The organism is Dictyoglomus sp. SSW, from assembly GCF_055181335.1.
In genome coordinates, this window is record NZ_CM143705.1 from 1312068 (window position 1) to 1331453 (window position 19386).

Sequence of the window (19386 nt, forward strand, 5' to 3'; positions counted from 1 at the left end):
AACTTTAATATGAGGAGGTTCTACTATGGCAAAGGTTTATCATGATTCAGATGTTAGTTTAGATATCATTAAAGGTAAAACTATTGTTATTATTGGCTATGGTAGTCAAGGTCGTGCCCATGCCAGAAATTTGAAGGACAGTGGACTCAACGTTATAGTGGGAGTAAGACCTAACGGTGAATCATGGAAAAGAGCTGTAGAGGAAGGTATGAACGTAGAAAAAATAGAGAATGCTGTACAAAAAGCCGATATAATAATGTTTTTAATACCAGATACAGAACAACCACATATCTATAATAATCAAGTAATGCCATATTTAAAACCAAATCAAGCCTTAGGATTTGCTCATGGATTTAATATACATTTTTCCCAAATAGTTCCCCCACCCTTTGTTGATGTATTTATGGTAGCTCCTAAAGGGCCTGGACCACTTGTAAGAGATTTATATGTAGAAGGTAAAGGAGTACCTGCATTGTTTGCCGTATATCAGGATTATTCTCAAAAAGCTAAAGAAATTGCTCTTGCTTATGCCAAAGGTATCGGAGCTACAAGAGCAGGGGTAATAGAGACCACCTTTAAAGAAGAAACAGAAACAGATCTTTTTGGCGAACAAGTAGTATTATGTGGTGGAGTTACTGCGTTAATTAAGGCTGGATTTGAGACTCTTGTTGAGGCAGGTTATCAGCCAGAAGTTGCTTATTATGAGTGTTTACATGAGATGAAGCTTATTGTGGATCTTATAAACCAAGGTGGTATAAGCTTTATGAGAAAAGCCATCTCAGATACAGCTAAGTATGGTGATATAACAAGAGGTCCAAGGATTATTAATGAAGAGACTAAAAAAGAAATGAAAAAGATATTGTATGAAATACAAAGTGGACAATTTGCAAAGGAATGGATACTTGAAAATCAAGTAGGAAGACCAGTTTTTAATGCTCTTTTGAAAAAGGATGAGGAACATCTAATAGAAAAGGTTGGAAAAATCTTAAGAGAAATGATGCCTTGGTTAAAGAAAAAGTAATTAATTTAAGGTGGTGAGTTTTTATGTCAAAGGTATACATCTTTGATACAACTTTGAGGGATGGAGAACAAACCCCTGGAGTTAACTTAAATAAGGAAGAGAAATTAGAAATAGCAAAACAACTTGCTAAGCTTAATGTGGATATCATTGAAGCTGGATTTCCAATTGCATCTCCTGGAGAATTTGAGGCTGTAAAGAATATAGCAGATAATGTAAGAGGATCTATTATTGCTGCTCTTGCAAGAGCTATTCCTTTAGATATTGATAGAGCATGGGAAGCTATAAAAGGAGCAGAATCTCCTAGGATTCATACCTTTATTGCCACTTCTGATATACATATTGAGAAAAAACTAAGAAAAACAAGAGATGAGGTTCTTGAACAAGCTGTTTCAGCTGTTAAATATGCAAAAAGATATTGTAGTGATGTGGAGTTTTCAGCAGAAGATGCAGTTAGAAGTGATTTTAATTTTCTATGTAAAGTGTTTGAGGCTGTTATAGAGGCTGGAGCAACTGTCATAAATGTACCTGATACAGTTGGTTATGCCTTACCCTGGGAATTTGGTGAACTTATTAAGAGGCTGAAAGAAAATGTAAAAAATATAGATAAAGTTATAGTTAGTGTACATTGCCATAATGATTTAGGGCTTGCTACTGCTAATTCTCTCTCTGCAATAATAAATGGAGCAGAACAAGTAGAATGTACAATAAATGGATTGGGTGAAAGAGCTGGAAATGCAGCCATGGAAGAAATTATTATGGCAATAAAAGTAAGAAGACTTCCTTATGAAGTAGGTATTAATACTCAAGAAATATATAAAACAAGCAAATTAGTAAGTACTCTAACAGGTATTCCTATTCAGCCTAATAAAGCAGTAGTTGGAGAAAATGCCTTTGCTCATGAATCAGGTATCCATCAACATGGAATAATTCAAGATCCAACTACTTATGAAATTATAGATCCTAAAATGATAGGTATACCTGAAAGTAGAATAGTCCTTGGTAAACATTCAGGCAAACATGCTTTTGAAAAGAGATTGCAAGAATTAGGTTATAATTTGTCAGCAGATCAATTGGAGGAAGCTTTTAAGAAGTTCAAAGAATTGGCTGATAAAAAGAAAGAAATTACAGACAGGGATATTGAGGCAATAGTATCTAATCAAATGAGACTTATACCTGAATTTTATAAGTTAGAACATCTTCAAGTAGTCAGCGGAATAGGAATAGTACCAACTGCAACTGTAATCATTGCAGAAGATGGTGAAACAATAAAATCTGTAGAGATAGGAAATGGTCCAGTGGATGCTGTTTATAAAGCTATATCAAAGGCGGTAAAAATACAGCATAATCTTGAAGATTTCTCATTAAAGTCTATTACTGGTGGTACTGATGCTTTAGGAGAAGCAGTGGTAAAGATATCAGATAAAGACGGAAACTTTTATGTTGGTAGGGCGTCAAGTACTGATATCGTAGAAGCAAGTGCAAAAGCTTATTTAAGGGCTATTAATCAAATGATTATGTTTAGGGGTAAAGATTAACAGAATAAGTTTCGTAAAAAAAAGGAGGCTTTTAGATAAATGGGAATGACAATAACAGAAAAAATATTAGCAGATCATTCTGGAAGAAAAGAAGTATATCCAGGAGAATTAATTTTTGCAAAACTTGATTTTATTCTTGCTAATGATATTACAGGTCCACTTGCAATTAAAGAATTTGAAAAATTTGGGGCAGAAAAGGTATTTGATCCTGAAAGAATTGCTTTAATTCCAGACCATTCTACGCCTAATAAAGATATAAAGTCAGCTATGCAAAGTAAAATGTTAAGAGATTTTGCAAAAAAACATAATATAAAATATTATTATGAGGTCGGTAGAGTTGGAATTGAACATGCTTTACTCCCTGAGGAGGGTTTAGTATTACCAGGTGATTGTATTATTGGGGCTGATTCTCATACATGTACCTACGGAGCATTAGGAGCCTTTTCAACAGGTGTAGGCAGTACCGATTTTGCTTATGCTATGGCAACTGGAGAAATATGGTTTAAAGTTCCAGAAAGTTTAAAATTTGTTTATTATGGAAAATTACCACAGTGGGTAACTGGAAAAGATCTAATACTACAAACAATAGGATATATAGGAGTTGATGGTGCAAGATATAAAGCAATGGAATTTACAGGTGAAATCATTAGAACCCTTCCTATGTCTGATAGGCTTACTATATGCAATATGGCTATTGAAGCAGGAGCAAAAAACGGAATAATAGAACCCGATGAAATCACATTAGAATATGTAAAAGGAAGAGCAAAAAGAGGGTATAAATTCTATAAAAGTGATCCTGATGCTAATTATAAAGAAATATATGAATGGGATGTAAGTAAGTGGGAGCCTGTTGTAGCTTTTCCTCATCTACCAAGTAATGTAAAGCCGATTTCTTCAATAAGTAAAGACATTTATATAGATCAAGTCTATATAGGGTCATGCACTAATGGAAGAATTGAAGACTTAAGGATGGCAGCTAAAATTTTAAAAGGGCATAAGGTACATCCTGATGTTAGACTTATAATAACACCCGCCACACCGCGTATATATATGGATGCATTAAGAGAAGGCTTATTAGAAATATTTTTAGAAGCTGGAGCTTCAATAACACCACCAAGTTGTGGACCGTGTTTAGGAGGACATTTGGGAGTATTGGCAGATGGTGAGAGAGCTGTAGCAACAACTAATAGGAATTTTGTTGGTAGAATGGGGCATCCGAAAAGTGAAGTATATTTGGCTAATCCCGCAGTAGCAGCTGCTTCTGCTATTCTTGGAAGAATAGCTGCTCCATGGGAAGTGGAGGTGAAAGAGTAATGATGGTGTTTAGAGGGTTTGCATTAAAATATGGAGACAATATTGATACCGATGTAATTATCCCTGCAAGATACTTAAATACAACCGATCCTAAGGAACTTTCTGAACATTGTATGGAAGATCTTGATTTGTACTTTAAAAATAAAGTAAAAGAAAAAAATATATTAGTAGTAGGAGAAAATTTTGGCTGTGGCTCTTCCAGGGAACACGCCCCTATTGCAATTAAAGCTTCTGGAGTTCAATGTATAATAGCAAAATCCTTTGCTCGTATATTTTATAGAAATGCTATAAATATTGGCTTACCAATATTGGAGGTACCAGAATCAGTTGATAAAATAAAAGAAGGAGACGAAATAGAAGTAGATTTTGATAATGGGATTGTAAAGAACATAACAACGGGAGAGACTTTTAAAACATTCCCCTTCCCTCCCCTTATTCAAGAAATAATTAAAAAAGGTGGTCTAATTAATTTTGCTAAGGAAAGAATTAAAGGAGGGAAATAATGAAGCTTAAGATAGCAGTACTTCCTGGTGATGGCATAGGTCCTGAAGTAGTTAAGCAAGCTATTAAAGTTATTAAAACTATTGAGAAAAAATATGGGCATAAGATTGAATTGTTAGAGGGTATTGTTGGAGGAGAAGCAATTGATAAATATGGAGATCCTTTGCCTGATGAGACATGGAAATTATGTGAAGAAAGCGATGCTATACTACTTGGAGCTGTAGGTGGACCTAAGTGGGACAATCTTCCGGGTGAAAAACGTCCTGAAAAAGCTCTTTTAAAACTTAGAGGTGGCTTTAATCTTTTTGCTAATATTAGGCCAATTAAAGTATTTGAAAAACTTTCATTTTCATCTACTATAAAACCAGAGGTTTTAAAAGGAGTAGATTTTGTAATAGTTAGAGAGCTTACCGGAGGACTATATTTTGGAAAACCCAAGGAGATAAGGGTTGAAAATGGAGAAGAAATGGCTATAGATACTATGACATATAAAGCTTCTGAAATAAAAAGAATTGCTCATGTGGCTTTTAAAATGGCTCAAAAAAGAAATAAAAAAGTTACATCAGTAGATAAGGCGAATATATTGGAATGTTCAAGGTTATGGAGAAAGATTGTGGATGAAGTAAGTAAAGAATACATGGATGTGAATTTAGAGCATATGTACGTAGATAATTGTGCTATGCAGATTGTAAGAAATCCTAAACAGTTTGATGTAATTCTTACTGAAAATACTTTTGGAGACATTTTAAGTGATGAAGCAGCAGTAATTACAGGCTCAATAGGAATGTTACCCTCAGCAAGTTTAGGGGAAGGGACAAAAGGTTTATATGAGCCTATTCATGGTACAGCTCCAGATATTGCAGGAAAAAATATAGCAAATCCTTTGGCAACAATTCTTTCTGTGGCTATGATGTTCCGTTATTCTTTTGACTTAGAAAAAGAAGCAAAGGATATAGAAAATGCAGTGGATAAAGTAATTGATAGTGGATACTTTACACAAGATTTATTTACAGGAAATCCCTACGCAAAGCAATTAGTAAGTACAGAAGAAATGGGTGATTTGGTTTGTAAGATAATTGAAGGAGGTGCTTAGTAATTCATGACAAAAATCTTTTTATATGATACTACCTTAAGAGATGGAGCTCAAAGTGAAAGAATTTCTTTTTCTTTAGAAGATAAAATTAGAATAGCTCAAAAACTTGATGAATTTGGTTTTGATTACATAGAAGGAGGATGGCCAGGTTCTAATCCTAAGGATTTAAATTTCTTCAAAAGAATTAAGGAAATACCACTTAAAAAAGCCAAGATAGCAGCCTTTGGGAGTACAAGAAGAGCCCAGGTAACACCGGAGGATGATGCTAATTTAAAATCTCTTTTAGAAAGCGAAACCCCTGTGGTTACAATTTTTGGAAAGACTTGGGATCTTCATGTTATGGAAGTTTTGAAAACTACTTTAGATAATAATCTTAAAATGATATATGATTCAGTTAAATATCTAAAAAGTCATAATAAAGAAGTAATATATGATGCTGAACATTTCTTTGATGGCTTCAAGTCTGATTCGGAATATGCTTTGGCTACATTAGATGCTGCAGTCGAAGGAGGAGCTGATTGGATTGTATTAGCTGATACAAATGGTGGTACACTACCATGGGAAGTAGAAGAAATTATGAAAAAAGTAAAAGAGAGAATAAAAGTTCCTTTAGGTATTCATACTCACAACGATAGTGGTGTTGCAGTTGCTAATTCAATAATAGCAGTTAGAGAAGGAGCTACACAGGTTCAAGGAACTATAAACGGATATGGAGAAAGATGTGGAAATTCAAATCTATGTACAATAATTCCAATTCTTCAATTAAAAATGGGATATGAGGTACTTCCAGAAGATAAATTAGCTCAGCTTACAGATTTAGCTAATTGGGTTTCTGAAGTGGCAAATCTTCCTCCTGATCCTACTGCTCCTTTTGTTGGAAGAAGTGCTTTTGCTCACAAAGGTGGAGTGCATGTAAATGCTGTGTTAAAAAATCCCAGGTCTTACGAACATATTGATCCATCAAAAGTAGGAAATAAAAGAAGATTTCTCATATCTGAACTTTCAGGTACAAGTACGATAGTATCAAAAGTAAAAGAATTAAATATTGATATTGATAGAGATTCACCTCTCGCAAAAATGATATTAGAACAGATTACCCATCTTGAAAATGAGGGTTACTATTTTGAAGGTGCAGAAGCTTCATTTGAGCTTTTAGTAAGACATGCCTTAGGGCAAGAAACTAAATTATTTGATCTAATAGGATTGAGAGTTATTATAGAGAAAATTGGAGATAAAGGTGAAACTATTACTGAAGCAACATTAAAATTAAAAATCGGAGATAATGTGGTTCACGTTGCAGCCGATGGGGATGGTCCTGTACATGCATTAGATCAAGCATTGAGAAAAGCTCTTATTGAGTTCTACCCAGAGTTAAAAAACATTCATCTTTCAGATTTCAAAGTCAGAGTACTTAATGGAGGTACAGGTACTGCAGCAAAGGTAAGAGTATTAATTGATTCTTCTAATTTTAAAGGAGAAACTTGGAGTACTGTGGGAGTTTCAACTAATATTATCGAAGCAAGCTGGGAAGCATTAGTCCAGAGTATAGAATATGGAATTCTAAAAATGCGGGAGATTTAAATCTCCCGCACCCCATCTGAGATATTTAGTAATAAAATTCCTGGATCAAAACCAAATTTTTCTCTATAGCTCTTAGAAATGTTATCAGACCATTTATCTAATATGTCTTGATGAACTAAATTTACTGTTGATCCTCCAAAACCGCCACCTGTCATTCTCGATGCAAATGCACCATATTCTAAGGCTTTTTCTACTAAAAAATCTAATTCTTCACAAGTAACCTCATAGAGATACTTTAAACTTAAATGGGAATCTAACATATATTTAGGAAGATTTTCCCAATTATTCCTTTTGAGATCATCAACAAAAGCAACAACCCTTTTATTTTCGTTATAAACATGAGCGACTCTTTCTTTTAATGGTGAAGGCAAGACTTCTTGTGATATTTTAAAACTTTCATCATTTAAGTCTCTAAGTGAATTTATGGGAAGATATTTCCTAAGAATTTTTAAGGCTTCCTCCCCTTCCCTTCTCCTTGTAGAGTATCCTTCACCAGCAATAGAATGCTTAATTTTTGTATCAACCACCACTAATTTTAAATTTCTCTTATTTAGATCAAAAGGTACATTCTCAAAATCCAAAGTTAATGTATCGATAAACAAGGCTGTATTTTCTTTACCAAAAGTAGCGATAAACTGGTCCATAATACCACATGGTGCACCCACAAAATTATTTTCAGCTCTTTGAGATAATCTAGCAATCTCTTTTTTATCTATTCCAAGATTAAAGTAAGTATTTATTCCAAAAGCTACAGCAACTTCATAGGCTGCAGAACTTGAAAGTCCAGATCCCATTGGTATATCGCCATATATTAATGCGTCAAAATAAGGTATTTTACCTTTCAGTTTTATAATTTCATTGATAACTCCTTTTAAATAATTTATCCAAAGTTTTTCGGGATCATATTTGATAGAGTCATAGTCAAATTCATAAAGTTCTGTAAAATTTTCCGAATATATTCTAAATTTATTGAGATTATTTTCCTTAATGCAAAAATAAAAATATCTATCAATACTTACTGGTAACACAAATCCATAATGATAATCAGTATGTTCACCTATGAGATTTACTCTTCCAGGAGCTCTAAAAATTCTAAATCCTTCTATATCGTCAAAAATCCTCTTAATGGTTTCATCAAGCATCTTTAAAGCCTCCTTATACTATCCCTCATAAGTTCAGCAGATTCTTCTGGAGATAAAGGGTTTATAAAAGTTCCGGCACCCGACTCTACTCCTGCTAAATATTTTATTTTGTCTTTTGCTCTATGTAGGGAATAAAATTCTATATGAAAATGATAATTAGGAAAGTCACCTTTTACAGGTTTTTGATGAAAAACCATCATGTAGGAAAAGTTAAAGCCATATACATTATCATAGGCTTTTGTGATTTTCTGAATTATTTCAGCAAGATATATTTTTTCAGCATATGTCATCTCTGAAAGAGATCCTACATGTCTTTTAGAGTATATATGTAATTCAAAAGGATATCTTCCATAAAAGGGCATAAAAGCTACAAAATGTTTGTTCTCATATACAACTCTTACTCCCTCACTAAGTTCTCTTTCCAGAATTGAACAAAAGAGACATTTATTCTTTTGATTATAAAATTCATCGCTTGATATAATCTCTTTTTCTATAATTGGAGGAATATAAGGAAAAGCATATATTTGTCCATGCGGGTGGTGTAAACTTACACCTATAATCTCTCCTCTATTTTCAAATATAAAAACATATTTTATAAAATCCAGACTTCCTAAATCCTTGTATCTGTCTTCCCAAACTAAAACTAACTTTTCTATTTGTTCTAAGGGCATTCTCGACATGGAGGAATCATGATCCATAGTATAAAGAACAACTTCACATACTCCTCTTCCCTCTTCTAATTTATACAAATCATCTTCCCAAGGTATAATATCAGGAGTTTCTTTTGTTAAGGATGGATATCTATTTTCAAAAACTGCTATATCAAAAGGTTTTGGAATCTCTACACCTCCATAGCATAATGGGCATGCATTTCTTGCTGGAAGAACAGGTCTTTCTTGGACCTTACCAGCCACAATTACCCATTCTTTTAAAAATGGATGCCATCTAAGTTCACTGCTCATCGTTAATCTCTCCCTCTAATTCAAAATCGTAATAATACATAAGCCTACCATCTTCTTTTGTTTCTATCTTTTTAATCATTTTCCATTTCCTCATAAATGATTCCTCCTAAGAATTAGTATTATACAAATTTTAGATTGATTTTAGCAAAAATTCAACAAATATAGAACTCCAAAATAGATTATATGAACTCTAATTCTAATAACCGGGTACTATATTTAAGAAGAGTAGGTTTTAATAAGATTTTCCGATTCTTTTTTAACCCATTCAATAAGGCTAAACAGTTCTTCAATGTTGTCAATGTTACTTTTTCCTTTCCATTTTTCCATAAGTTCCATTATTAATGGAACAATTTGAGAAAATCTTATTTGTCCATTTATAAAATATGAAACAAATATTTCATCAGAAATAGCAAGAATTGCAGGATATATATCACCGTTTTTTACCACATTATAAAGATATTTAATAATAGGGAACGTGTCATCATCAACTGGATAAAATTCAAGTATTAAATTTTGGAGGTTTAATTTTTCCCATTTATAAATTGGTCCTTCAGGATAAAAAAGAGCATATTGAATTGCAAACCTCATATCGGGAGGTGAAAGATATGCCATCATACTACCATCTAATAATTCAATGATTCCATGAACGATACTCTGTGGATGTATAACAACTTTAATATTTTCATACGGTACATTAAAAAGATAATGAGCTTCCACGATTTCTAAGGCTTTATTAACCAGATTTGCAGAATCAACAGTAGTTTTTTTCCCCATTTTCCATCGGGGATGTTTCAATACATCCTCTATTTTTGCATTTTCAATATCTTTTTTATCATTTTTAAAGAAAGGTCCCCCTGATGCTGTTAATATAATATTCTCTATATGGATCCTATTTTTAATAAGCTGGAATATAGCACTGTGTTCACTATCTACAGGTATTATTTCTGATTTTGTATTTTTTAGCCACTCTTTAATAAATTTTCCTGCAGCAACGATTACTTCTTTTGTGGCTAAGGCGATTTTTTTATTATTTAAAATTGCTTTTTGAGTAGGGTAAATAGCCTCTATCCCCGAAATAGCTATAACAATCAATTCTGCTTCGCTTAAAGAGGCTAAAATTTCTAAACCTTCTCTTCCATAATAAACTTTAGGTGAATAATTTAAATTTGGTAATTTTACTGATTTATTATAAATAGAGATATAGGGGGGTTTAAATTCTTCTATTACATCTTGTAATAATGATATATTCTCCCTTACAGCTAACCCCAAAAGTTTAAACTTGTTTTTATGTTTTCTTATCACGTCTATAGTTTGTATGCCTATTGATCCAGAAGCACCTAATATTACTATGTTTCTCATAATAATCGTAAAATAAACAACATGTAATAAGTAGTAGGTACAATAAAAAATAGACTATCAAATCTGTCTAAAATCCCACCATGACCTGGAAGTAAGGAAGATGAGTCCTTTACCCCTATTTCTCTTTTTAACATTGATTCTACAAGATCTCCTAATTGTCCCATTATACCTAAGGATATTCCAAGAATTATAGGTAATAAATATTTTTCATAATAAACAGCCCCAAAAGCAAGAGATACTATAATTGATCCTATAATACCTGCAACAGTCCCTTCTATTGTTTTGTTAGGACTAATAGAAGGTGCTAATTTATGCTTACCAAAAAACTTACCTATAAAATATGATGCTGAATCACTAACCCAAGTAACAAAAAGGGTATAATAAGTTAATACTTCACCTTGAGGAAGATTTCTCAATAACAAAAAGTAGCCCGATAAAAAAGGAATATAAAAGAAGCCTAAGAAGGTTAGTGATATTTCTATTATAGAATGTTCTTTTTTCAGTAATTCATATACAAGGATTGAAACTATAAGTAGAGGTAAAAAAATTCTCAGAGCCCATCTACTTTCGAGATAAAGAAAGGTTAAATATAAAAAACCAGCTACTATACCTTCTGTTTTAAGAGTTTTATAATTATTTTTCTCTAAAAGAGAATAAAATTCGTAAAGTCCTAAACATGCGACTAATACCACAAATATAAAGAAAGGTTGATCACCTACATGAACAATCCATAAAATTAAGGGAATTCCCCATAAGGCAGTAAAAATTCTTTTAAGCATTGTTATCTAAACCGCCAAATCTTCGTTTTCTTTTAGAAAACTCAATACAGGCTAATTTTAAGTCTTCTTCGTTAAAATCAGGCCAATATTTTGGTGTAAACCATAACTCTGTATAAGCTAATTGCCATAAAAGAAAGTTGCTTATTCTAAATTCTCCACTTGTTCTTATTAAAAGATCTGGATCTGGAATATCATAGGTTGAAAGAAAAGATGAAAAGGTGTTTTCGTCTAAGTCATCTAATGAGAATTTTTTAGATTTTACCTCATTTAAAATCTTTTTTACTGCCTCTAATATGTCCCATCTTCCACCATAGTTTAATGCTATGGTTAATACTCTATCCTTCCCGTTTTTAGTTTCTTCAATTACATATCTTATTCTTCTTTGTAAATAATCTGGTAAAGCTTCTATATTTCCTATAACCTTCAATCTAATATTGTTTTTAATTAATTTGTCTTTAAAGTTATCAATACTTTCATCCAAAAGTTTCATTAGACCTTCTACTTCTTCTCTTGGCCTTTTCCAGTTTTCTGTAGAAAAGGCAAAAAAGGTTAAATATTTTATCCCCCAATTAAAGGCAGTTTCAGATATTCTTTCAACAACCAAAGCACCTTCTCTATGTCCCATCAGTCTCGGAAGATTTCTTTCTTTTGCCCATCTTCCATTTCCATCCATTATAAAAGCTATATGATTTGGTAATTTATCTTTTGGAATCTCTACCATCTTTGATGTTTCTTATTTGGTAATTTTCATATGATAATAAGAAATACCACTTCCCATTTACTCTTTTTTCAGCAACTACTCTTAAATCTCCAAAGGCTTCGCATGGTGCATCTAAATAGTTTAAGTCAAAAATTATATTTTCTTTGCCAATTTCTCTCTCTATTTCTTCGTATTTTCTTCCTAAATAACCCATAGATTTAAACTTCCATAATCTCTTTCTCTTTTAATTTTATAAGTTTCTCGATTTCATCTATAAATTTGTTAGTTAGTTTTTGCAGTTCTTCTTGTAGACGATAAAATTCATCTTCTGATATTTTTCCTTCTTGTTTTTCTTTTTTAAATATTTCCAAATAATCTCTTCTAATATTTCTTATGGCTACACGTCCATTTTCTGCCTCTTTATGTACCACTTTGACAAGTTCTTTTCTTCTCTCCTCAGTAAGTGGTGGAAATACAACTTTTATTGCCTGACCATCATTTTGTGGGGTCAAACCAAGATCAGATTTTAATATAGCCTTTTCTATTTCTCCTAAAATACTTTTGTCCCATGGCTGAATAATAACTACTCTTCCTTCTGCCACTTTAAGACTTGCTACTTGGTTTAATGGCATAAGATTCCCATAATATGAAACCTTTATTTCATCAAATATTCCTACAGAAGGTTTACCTGTTCTTATACCCTGAAATTCTTTTTTTACAACCTCTACTGCCTTTTTCATTTTTTCTTCTATTTCTTTAAAATGCTCTTTACCCATCTTCTCCCCCCTTCTCGGATATAATTTCAACATCTCCTATATAGGTTCCTACTTTTTCTCCTAATATAACTCTTCTAAGATTCCCTCGTTCGGACATATTGAATACAATTATAGGAATTTTATTATCCATACATAAAGAAACTGCTGTAGCATCTAAAACTTGCAATCTTAATTTAAGAAATTCAATCGGTTCTATGGAATCAAATTTTTCAGCATCAGGATACTTTAATGGATCTTTGTTATAAACTCCATCAACCTTTGTTTCTTTTAGAATAACTTCTGCTTTAATTTCAGCTGCCCTTAAAGCAGCAGCAGTGTCGGTAGAGAAAAAAGGATTTCCAGTTCCAGCTGCAAAAATTACTACTCTACCCTTCTCCAAATGTCTTATGGCTCTTCTTCTTATAAAAGGTTCAGCAATTTGTCTCATCTCAATTCCTGTTTGTACTCTTGTTACAACTCCAAGTTTTTCTAATGCATCCTGTAATGCAAGAGCATTTATTGTTGTAGCTAACATTCCCATATAATCAGCAGTGACCCTATCTATTCCTAAAGTTCTACTTTCTCTGCCCCTAAAAAAGTTTCCTCCTCCTACAACAACTCCTATTTCTACCCCTAAATCATGAACTTCTTTTATGTCTTCAGCAATATTTTTAATACTCTCAGGATCTAAACCAAAACCTTGAGTTCCACTGAACGATTCTCCGCTTATTTTTAGAAGTATTCTTTTATATTTAGGTTCCATATACTTACTCTTCTCCCACAACAAACCTCGCAAACCTTCTCACCACTATATTTTCTCCAAGTTTGGATATGGCCTCAGTTATTAAATCCTTTACTTTTATTTCGGGATTTCTTACAAAAGGTTGTTCTAATAAACATACTTCTTCATAAAACTTTTCAAGTTTTCCTTCTATAATTTTTTCAATCACATGGTCAGGTTTCCCTTCGTTCTTAAGCTGAGTTCTATATATTTCTTTTTCTTTTTCAATAACCTCTTGAGGAACATCTTCTTTACTTACATATTGGGGGTTCATTCCTGCAATCTGGAGAGCTATTTCTTTTGCTAACCTTCTAAATTCATCTGTTCTTGCTACAAAGTCTGTTTCACAGTTTACTTCTACTAAAACTCCAAGTTTTTCTCCCGTATGTATATATGCCTCTATAATCCCTTCTTTTGCTATTCTTCCAGCTTTTTTAGCAGCCTTTATAACACCCTTTTCCCTCAATATGGTAACTGCTTTTTCCATATCTCCATTAGCTTCCTCCAAGGCTCTCTTAGCCTCCATTACTCCTGCTCCTGTCCTTTCTCTTAATTCCTTTATCATTTCAATAGTTATTTCCATCTTTATTCAACCTCCTACTTTTTATTAATTATTCTGAAATTTCTGATTGAAGATCTTCTTCTTTAAACTCAAGAGAAAGCTCTTTTTCTCTTAAATCTCTGCCCTCTATAATAGCATCTGCTATTTTTGAAGTGATAAGTTTTATAGATCTTATTGCGTCATCATTTCCTGGAATTGGATAAGTGATTAATTCAGGATCACAATTAGTATCCACAATAGCAACAATAGGTATACCCAACCTATTTGCTTCTTTTACAGCAATTTCTTCTCTTTTGGGGTCAACTATATACAATACATCTGGAACTCTCTCTATACCTCTCAAGCCATCAAATATTTTTACAAGTTTTTCTAATTCTCTGTTTAATCTTGATGCCTGTTTTTTAGGTAGCTTTTCAAAATAACCATTATTCTTCAGCTCTTCTAATTTTATCATATAGTCAATTCTTGCCTTTATAGTAGTAAAATTAGTTAACATACCTCCAAGCCATCTTTGTGTAACATAAAACGCTCCACATCTTTTTGCTTCTTCTTCAATGGTCTGTTGAGCTTGCTTTTTTGTTCCTACAAAAAGAAAAGTTTTACCTTCTTTTGCCTGTTCCTTCACAAACTCATAAGCTTCTTCAAGTTTAACAAGTGTTTTTTGAAGATCAATAATGTGGATACCATTTCTCTCAGAAAATATGTATTCTTTCATTTTTGGACACCATCTTTTTGTCTGGTGCCCGAAATGAACTCCTGCTTCTAAGAGCTGTTTCATTAATACATGTGCCATTGTAACACCTCCATATTTTGGTTTTTTCCTCCCCTTCCTTCTTCTTCTCTTGGAACTTCTCCTAAAAGAGAAGCACCCCCAAGAGAATCTGGAAGGGTGAGTTCTCAAATCATTCAAAAAGGAGTATATCACGAAGTGATTTGGTTTACAAGACTATTTAAAGAAATTTTTATTTATGGTATACTTTGTTTAAAATTTCTTTAAAAGAATGGGAGTTGTATTAAGATTGAGCTACAATTTCCCAATATATATAGTAAGAATATTGAAAAAAGATGAAAATATTAACAGGTACGATATTCCTGTGGTTGCTATTGGAAATGCTCGAGAAATTTTAATACTTTGTCAAAAGATATTGGCTCCAAAACTTAGTTTATCAGAATTTTTTCAAATATACAAAAAACAGGCAGAGGATAGAGGGATAAATACTAAAAATTTAGAAATAAACACTTTCTTAAAGATCTTAGCTTTGTTGAATGTTATAGAAATATATGAAATACCAAAAGAAATTTTTAGTAATGATGGTTAAAATAAGCTAAAATTTTTAATTATTTTATTGCTTTTTATAGTGATTTAATGTATACTTAAATAAAGTTTGTTAGAAGAGAAAGTTTAAGGACGAAAAAGTGGGAGTTCCCACTTTTTCTTTTTAATAAGGTAAAAGAAAGTGAAAGATCAAATACATATGGAGTTTATCAAAAAACTAAGAAGTATCGTGGAGCCTGTCTGCGAGAGATACTATTTTGAACTTGTAGACTTAGAATATCAAAGAGAATCTCGTGGATGGGTACTAAGGGTATTTGTTGATAAAGTAGGAGGTGTCACAGTAGAGGACTGTGCTTATATAAGTGAAAAAATAAGCAAGGAACTTGATATTCATGATCCAATTCCACATTCATATGTGCTTGAAGTTTCATCTCCTGGTTTAGATAGACCATTAAAGAAAAGGCGAGATTTTGATAGACATGTTGGCGAAAAAGTAAATATTTTACTTTTAGAAAATATTGAAGGGAGAAGGAAGGTTGAGGGAAAAATTATAAGTACTGATGAAGAAAATGTAATAATAGAAGTTGATGGTAAATTTATTCATATTCCTTTCTCCAAAATAAAAAAAGCAAGGTTGATTGTAGAATTTTGAGGAGGATGATAATTTATGAGATTAGGTGAAGATTTCTGGGTTGTTTTAGAACAGATTATTAAAGAGAAAAAGTTAGATAAAGCTGTAGTTATAGAGGCTTTAAGAAAAGCCTTACTTTCAGCTTTTAAGAAAGCTTATGGTACAAGCAAAGGTGCGCGTGTAGAAATAGATGTAAATAGACAAGAAATAAGAATTTATGTGGTAAAGAGAGTGGTTGAAAAGGTATTAGATCCAATTTCAGAGATTACGATTGATGAGGCAAAGGCCTTAAAACCTGATGCAAAATTAGGAGATGAGATAGAAATAGAAGTGGAACCTCAAGAATTTGGGCGTATAGCTGTTCAAGTTGCAAAACAGGTTATTATGCAAAGTTTGAAAGAAGCCGAAAGAAAAATTTTATATGATAAATATAAAGCTAAAGAGGGAGAATTAGTTAATGGTACTGTGGTAAGAATAGAAAGAGGAAATGTTTATGTAAGATTTCCTGATATTGAGGCAGTGTTACCTGTAAAAGAACAGATTCCAGGAGAAGAATATTGGATAGGAAGAAGATTAAGAGCTTACCTTTTGGAGGTAAGAAAGACCACAAAAGATCCCTTAGTAATATTATCACGAAGCCATCCTGGATTTTTAAAAAGGCTTTTTGAATTGGAAGTTCCTGAGATTAAAGAAGGAACTGTAGAAATTGTAAGCATAGCAAGAGAACCAGGTTTAAGATCGAAGGTTGCTGTTTATTCTCATTATCCTGAAATAGATCCAATTGGTGCTTGTGTTGGGTTTAAGGGAGTTAGAATACAAAATATTATAAACGAGCTTAATGGTGAGAAAATTGATATAGTATTATGGAGTAAAGATCCAGCGGAATTTGTTGCAAGAAGTTTGAGTCCTGCTAAACCCATATCAGTAGAAATAAAGGAAGATGAACATAAAGCTATTGTTATAGTGCCTCCTGATCAATTCTCTTTAGCTATAGGCAAAGAAGGTCAAAATGTAAGATTAGCTGTAAAACTTACATCATGGAGGATTGATGTAAGGACTCCAGAAGAATATTCTAAAGAAAAAGATAATAAGGAAATAGAGAAGGTGGTAGAAAAAAGTGAGTAAGCATGTGCCTATAAGAACATGTATAGGTTGCGGAGAAAAAAAGCCCAAAAGAGAGCTTTTGAGAATTGTTAGAGATGAAGATAATAATATAAGTTTTGATCCTACTGGTAAGGCTTCGGGTAGAGGTGCATATTTATGTCCAAAGATAGAATGTTTAAATTTGGCTTTCAAGAAAAGAGCATTTTCACATGCTTTAAGATGTGAGGTTTCTTTCGGAACATTACAAAAAATTAAAGAAGAATTACAAAACGAAATTTCTCGTCGGGGGGAGATAAAGTAATGAAAAAGAGAATATATGAATTAAGTAAAGAACTGGGTATAGAAAGTAAAGACTTATTAAAGATTCTTAGTGATTTAGGAGTTAATGCAAAGTCAGCGTTAAATGTAATAGATGAAGAAGTAGAAGAGATTATAAAGGAACTTGTTACAGGAAAGAGTAAAGAAGAAAATCCCCCCACTGCCTCAGAGGCTATTCAAGTAGAAGAAATAAAGGAAGATCAAAAATTAACAGAGACAAAATCTCAAAAAATAGAGGAAAACGAGCAAATAACTGTTAAAGAAAAGGAAAAGGTATTAATAATACAAGGAAGTATGAGGATAAAAGATGTAGCTGATGCTCTCTCCGTATCTCCTACAGATTTAATAATGGAACTTTTAAATATGAAAATATTAGCCAATGTGAATCAAATTTTAGATCCAGATGTTATTAAGAAACTTGCGATTAAACATGGATATAAAGTAGAAGAGGTAAAACCTCAAGCAATAGTTAAGAGAGTGCAGTTAACACCTGAGGAAGAAGCAAGACTAAAACCAAGACCACCTGTTGTAGTAGTAATGGGACACGTGGATCATGGTAAAACTACCCTCTTAGACGCTATTAGACAGACAAAGGTGGCAGAAAAAGAATATGGTGGGATAACTCAACATATTGGAGCGTCGATGGTAGAACATAATGGAAGAAAGATTGTTTTTTTAGATACTCCTGGTCATGAGGCCTTTACAGCTTTAAGGGCAAGAGGTGCTCAAGTTACAGATATAGCTGTACTTGTGGTAGCTGCTGATGATGGTGTTATGCCTCAAACGGTTGAAGCAATCAATCATGCCAAAGCAGCTAATGTACCTATTATTGTGGCTATAAATAAGATTGATAAACCTGATGCAAACCCTGAAAGAGTAAAACAACAATTGTCTGAATATGGCCTTATTCCGGAAGAATGGGGTGGAGATACCATAATGGTGCCTATCTCTGCTATGAGGAAACAAGGCATCGACCAATTATTAGAAATGATTTTACTTATGGCAGATGTCTTAGAATTAAAGGCTGACCCTGATAAGCCTGCCAAAGGAACAATTATTGAAACAAGAATAGATAAAGGTAAAGGACCTGTGGCAACAGTAATAATTCAAGAAGGAACCCTCAAATTAAGGGATATTTTTGTGGCTGGGGATGTTATGGGACGTGTTAGAACAATGGTCGATGATAAGGGTAGATCTCTAAAGGAGGCCTATCCTTCTTGGCCTGTTGAAATTTCAGGATTTGAAGAGTTGCCACAAGCTGGAGATATTCTTGAAGTTGTACCTAATGAGGCAGTTGCCAAAGAGATTTTAGAGGAAAGAAAGAAAAAGAAGGAAAAATCTAACATAGAAGTGGTAGGACTTGGTGAAAAAGTTTTACCATTAATTGTAAAAGCTGATACTCAGGGTTCTTTAGAAGCTATTTTACAAACTATAGACAAACTTCCAACAGAAGATATAACTGTTAAAATAATACATTCAGGTGTAGGGGGAATAACAGAAAGTGATGTCATGTTAGCATCTGCCTCCAAAGGTATGATTATAGGTTTTAACGTAAGACCCGATTCAAGGGCTCAAGAAGCTATTACGAAAGAAAAAGTAATTGCTAAAACATACAGAATTATATATGAAATAATAGATGATTTACAAAATTATATCAAAGGGTTAAAAGCTCCCCAGATCAAGGAAGTAATTATGGGAAGAGGCGAAGTGAAAGCTACATTTAATGTTCCCAAGGTTGGTACTGTGGCAGGAGTATATGTTAGAGAAGGTAAAATTCAAAGAAATGCAAAGGTTAGACTAATAAGAGACGGTGTAGTTATATATGATGGAAAGATAGCCTCTTTAAAGAGGTTTAAAGAGGATGTCACAGAGGTTCTTACAAATTTTGAATGTGGAGTAGGTTTAGAGAACTTTGGAGATATAAAACCAGGGGATATTTTAGAAGTCTATACCGTTCAACAAGTTCAGTAAT

Annotated in this window: 21 protein-coding genes; 11 read left to right on the top strand and 10 right to left on the bottom strand. The window is 32.9% G+C overall.

Going from position 1 to position 19386, the window contains the following annotated elements; translation table 11 throughout:
* The first annotated feature begins 25 nt into the window (after positions 1 to 25).
* The 6 genes from ilvC to cimA are packed head-to-tail and all read left to right on the top strand — an operon-like array spanning position 26 to position 7045.
* Positions 26 to 1021 carry a ketol-acid reductoisomerase gene (gene ilvC, locus ACY3JM_RS06375; RefSeq protein ID WP_463082047.1) on the top strand — a complete coding sequence of 332 codons (996 nt, stop codon included), beginning with the start codon at positions 26 to 28 and terminating at the stop codon, positions 1019 to 1021.
* A gap of 23 nt (positions 1022 to 1044) precedes the next feature.
* A complete protein-coding gene (locus ACY3JM_RS06380; protein WP_463082046.1) occupies positions 1045 to 2556 on the top strand; it encodes a 2-isopropylmalate synthase in 1512 nt (503 codons plus the stop codon).
* Positions 2557 to 2595: 39 nt separating this feature from the next.
* Positions 2596 to 3870 (top strand): 3-isopropylmalate dehydratase large subunit, encoded by a 1275-nt coding sequence (leuC, locus tag ACY3JM_RS06385; RefSeq protein WP_463111159.1) that lies wholly within the window; start codon positions 2596 to 2598, stop codon positions 3868 to 3870.
* 2 nt (positions 3871 to 3872) lie between these two features.
* Positions 3873 to 4373 (top strand): 3-isopropylmalate dehydratase small subunit, encoded by a 501-nt coding sequence (gene leuD / locus ACY3JM_RS06390; RefSeq protein ID WP_463083632.1) that lies wholly within the window; start codon positions 3873 to 3875, stop codon positions 4371 to 4373.
* Complete coding sequence (leuB, locus tag ACY3JM_RS06395) at positions 4370 to 5464, top strand: 3-isopropylmalate dehydrogenase (protein ID WP_463083631.1); 1095 nt, start codon at positions 4370 to 4372, stop codon at positions 5462 to 5464. The genes leuD and leuB overlap by 4 nt, the downstream gene beginning before the upstream one ends.
* A 6-nt stretch (positions 5465 to 5470) precedes the next feature.
* Complete coding sequence (gene cimA, locus ACY3JM_RS06400; RefSeq protein WP_463111160.1) at positions 5471 to 7045, top strand: citramalate synthase; 1575 nt, start codon at positions 5471 to 5473, stop codon at positions 7043 to 7045.
* On the opposite strand, the gene galK is transcribed toward cimA, so the two are convergent.
* The 10 genes from galK to rpsB all read right to left on the bottom strand — a co-directional run bounded on the left by galK (position 7042) and on the right by rpsB (position 14878).
* Positions 7042 to 8187, bottom strand: coding sequence for a galactokinase (gene galK, locus ACY3JM_RS06405; protein ID WP_463082043.1), 1146 nt, complete (start codon positions 8185 to 8187; stop codon positions 7042 to 7044). The two genes, cimA and galK, sit on opposite strands and share 4 nt — an antisense overlap.
* Before the next feature lie 2 nt (positions 8188 to 8189).
* The gene (gene galT / locus ACY3JM_RS06410; protein WP_463082042.1) at positions 8190 to 9149 is read right to left on the bottom strand and encodes a galactose-1-phosphate uridylyltransferase; all 960 of its coding nucleotides are present in this window, start codon (positions 9147 to 9149) and stop codon (positions 8190 to 8192) included.
* Positions 9150 to 9365: 216 nt separating this feature from the next.
* On the bottom strand, positions 9366 to 10508 hold the full coding sequence (gene dxr / locus ACY3JM_RS06415) for a 1-deoxy-D-xylulose-5-phosphate reductoisomerase (protein WP_463111161.1): 1143 nt from the start codon (positions 10506 to 10508) through the stop codon (positions 9366 to 9368).
* On the bottom strand, positions 10505 to 11287 hold the full coding sequence (locus tag ACY3JM_RS06420) for a phosphatidate cytidylyltransferase (protein WP_463082040.1): 783 nt from the start codon (positions 11285 to 11287) through the stop codon (positions 10505 to 10507). Before ACY3JM_RS06420 ends, dxr begins: the two co-directional genes overlap by 4 nt.
* The gene (locus tag ACY3JM_RS06425; RefSeq protein WP_463082039.1) at positions 11280 to 12008 is read right to left on the bottom strand and encodes an isoprenyl transferase; all 729 of its coding nucleotides are present in this window, start codon (positions 12006 to 12008) and stop codon (positions 11280 to 11282) included. The genes ACY3JM_RS06420 and ACY3JM_RS06425 overlap by 8 nt, the downstream gene beginning before the upstream one ends.
* Complete coding sequence (locus tag ACY3JM_RS06430; RefSeq protein WP_463111162.1) at positions 11986 to 12201, bottom strand: hypothetical protein; 216 nt, start codon at positions 12199 to 12201, stop codon at positions 11986 to 11988. Before ACY3JM_RS06430 ends, ACY3JM_RS06425 begins: the two co-directional genes overlap by 23 nt.
* Positions 12202 to 12205: 4 nt before the next feature.
* On the bottom strand, positions 12206 to 12763 hold the full coding sequence (frr, locus tag ACY3JM_RS06435; RefSeq protein ID WP_463082037.1) for a ribosome recycling factor: 558 nt from the start codon (positions 12761 to 12763) through the stop codon (positions 12206 to 12208).
* Positions 12756 to 13505 carry a UMP kinase gene (gene pyrH, locus ACY3JM_RS06440; RefSeq protein ID WP_463082036.1) on the bottom strand — a complete coding sequence of 250 codons (750 nt, stop codon included), beginning with the start codon at positions 13503 to 13505 and terminating at the stop codon, positions 12756 to 12758. The genes frr and pyrH overlap by 8 nt, the downstream gene beginning before the upstream one ends.
* Before the next feature lie 4 nt (positions 13506 to 13509).
* On the bottom strand, positions 13510 to 14106 hold the full coding sequence (gene tsf / locus ACY3JM_RS06445) for a translation elongation factor Ts (protein WP_463082035.1): 597 nt from the start codon (positions 14104 to 14106) through the stop codon (positions 13510 to 13512).
* Positions 14107 to 14134: 28 nt separating this feature from the next.
* Positions 14135 to 14878: a 30S ribosomal protein S2 gene (gene rpsB, locus ACY3JM_RS06450; protein ID WP_463082034.1), complete on the bottom strand. Its 744-nt coding sequence runs from the start codon at positions 14876 to 14878 to the stop codon at positions 14135 to 14137.
* Between the two features lie 208 nt (positions 14879 to 15086).
* Between rpsB and ACY3JM_RS06455 the strand changes: the two genes are divergently transcribed.
* The 5 genes from ACY3JM_RS06455 (at position 15087) to infB (ending at position 19385) form a co-directional block, all read left to right on the top strand.
* Positions 15087 to 15404, top strand: coding sequence for a hypothetical protein (locus tag ACY3JM_RS06455; RefSeq protein ID WP_463111163.1), 318 nt, complete (start codon positions 15087 to 15089; stop codon positions 15402 to 15404).
* A 138-nt stretch (positions 15405 to 15542) separates the two neighbouring features.
* The gene (locus ACY3JM_RS06460; RefSeq protein WP_463082032.1) at positions 15543 to 16013 is read left to right on the top strand and encodes a ribosome maturation factor RimP; all 471 of its coding nucleotides are present in this window, start codon (positions 15543 to 15545) and stop codon (positions 16011 to 16013) included.
* 15 nt (positions 16014 to 16028) lie between these two features.
* Positions 16029 to 17117: a transcription termination factor NusA gene (nusA, locus tag ACY3JM_RS06465; RefSeq protein ID WP_463082031.1), complete on the top strand. Its 1089-nt coding sequence runs from the start codon at positions 16029 to 16031 to the stop codon at positions 17115 to 17117.
* Positions 17110 to 17397 carry an RNase P modulator RnpM gene (gene rnpM, locus ACY3JM_RS06470; protein ID WP_463111164.1) on the top strand — a complete coding sequence of 96 codons (288 nt, stop codon included), beginning with the start codon at positions 17110 to 17112 and terminating at the stop codon, positions 17395 to 17397. The genes nusA and rnpM overlap by 8 nt, the downstream gene beginning before the upstream one ends.
* Positions 17397 to 19385 (top strand): translation initiation factor IF-2, encoded by a 1989-nt coding sequence (gene infB / locus ACY3JM_RS06475; RefSeq protein ID WP_463111165.1) that lies wholly within the window; start codon positions 17397 to 17399, stop codon positions 19383 to 19385. Before rnpM ends, infB begins: the two co-directional genes overlap by 1 nt.
* Position 19386 lies beyond the last annotated feature (1 nt).

Excerpts from the sequence above, each read along its gene's own strand:
- ilvC (WP_463082047.1), top strand. The coding sequence starts at position 26 with ATGGCAAAGGTTTATCATGATTCAGATGTTAGTTTAGATATCATTAAA.
- ACY3JM_RS06380 (WP_463082046.1), top strand. The coding sequence starts at position 1,045 with ATGTCAAAGGTATACATCTTTGATACAACTTTGAGGGATGGAGAACAA.
- leuC (WP_463111159.1), top strand. The coding sequence starts at position 2,596 with ATGGGAATGACAATAACAGAAAAAATATTAGCAGATCATTCTGGAAGA.
- leuD (WP_463083632.1), top strand. The coding sequence starts at position 3,873 with ATGGTGTTTAGAGGGTTTGCATTAAAATATGGAGACAATATTGATACC.
- cimA (WP_463111160.1), top strand. The coding sequence starts at position 5,471 with ATGACAAAAATCTTTTTATATGATACTACCTTAAGAGATGGAGCTCAA.
- galK (WP_463082043.1), bottom strand. The coding sequence starts at position 8,187 with ATGCTTGATGAAACCATTAAGAGGATTTTTGACGATATAGAAGGATTT.
- galT (WP_463082042.1), bottom strand. The coding sequence starts at position 9,149 with ATGAGCAGTGAACTTAGATGGCATCCATTTTTAAAAGAATGGGTAATT.
- dxr (WP_463111161.1), bottom strand. The coding sequence starts at position 10,508 with ATGAGAAACATAGTAATATTAGGTGCTTCTGGATCAATAGGCATACAA.
- ACY3JM_RS06420 (WP_463082040.1), bottom strand. The coding sequence starts at position 11,287 with ATGCTTAAAAGAATTTTTACTGCCTTATGGGGAATTCCCTTAATTTTA.
- ACY3JM_RS06425 (WP_463082039.1), bottom strand. The coding sequence starts at position 12,008 with ATGGTAGAGATTCCAAAAGATAAATTACCAAATCATATAGCTTTTATA.
- ACY3JM_RS06430 (WP_463111162.1), bottom strand. The coding sequence starts at position 12,201 with ATGGGTTATTTAGGAAGAAAATACGAAGAAATAGAGAGAGAAATTGGC.
- frr (WP_463082037.1), bottom strand. The coding sequence starts at position 12,763 with ATGGGTAAAGAGCATTTTAAAGAAATAGAAGAAAAAATGAAAAAGGCA.
- pyrH (WP_463082036.1), bottom strand. The coding sequence starts at position 13,505 with ATGGAACCTAAATATAAAAGAATACTTCTAAAAATAAGCGGAGAATCG.
- tsf (WP_463082035.1), bottom strand. The coding sequence starts at position 14,106 with ATGGAAATAACTATTGAAATGATAAAGGAATTAAGAGAAAGGACAGGA.
- rpsB (WP_463082034.1), bottom strand. The coding sequence starts at position 14,878 with ATGGCACATGTATTAATGAAACAGCTCTTAGAAGCAGGAGTTCATTTC.
- ACY3JM_RS06455 (WP_463111163.1), top strand. The coding sequence starts at position 15,087 with ATGGGAGTTGTATTAAGATTGAGCTACAATTTCCCAATATATATAGTA.
- nusA (WP_463082031.1), top strand. The coding sequence starts at position 16,029 with ATGAGATTAGGTGAAGATTTCTGGGTTGTTTTAGAACAGATTATTAAA.
- infB (WP_463111165.1), top strand. The coding sequence starts at position 17,397 with ATGAAAAAGAGAATATATGAATTAAGTAAAGAACTGGGTATAGAAAGT.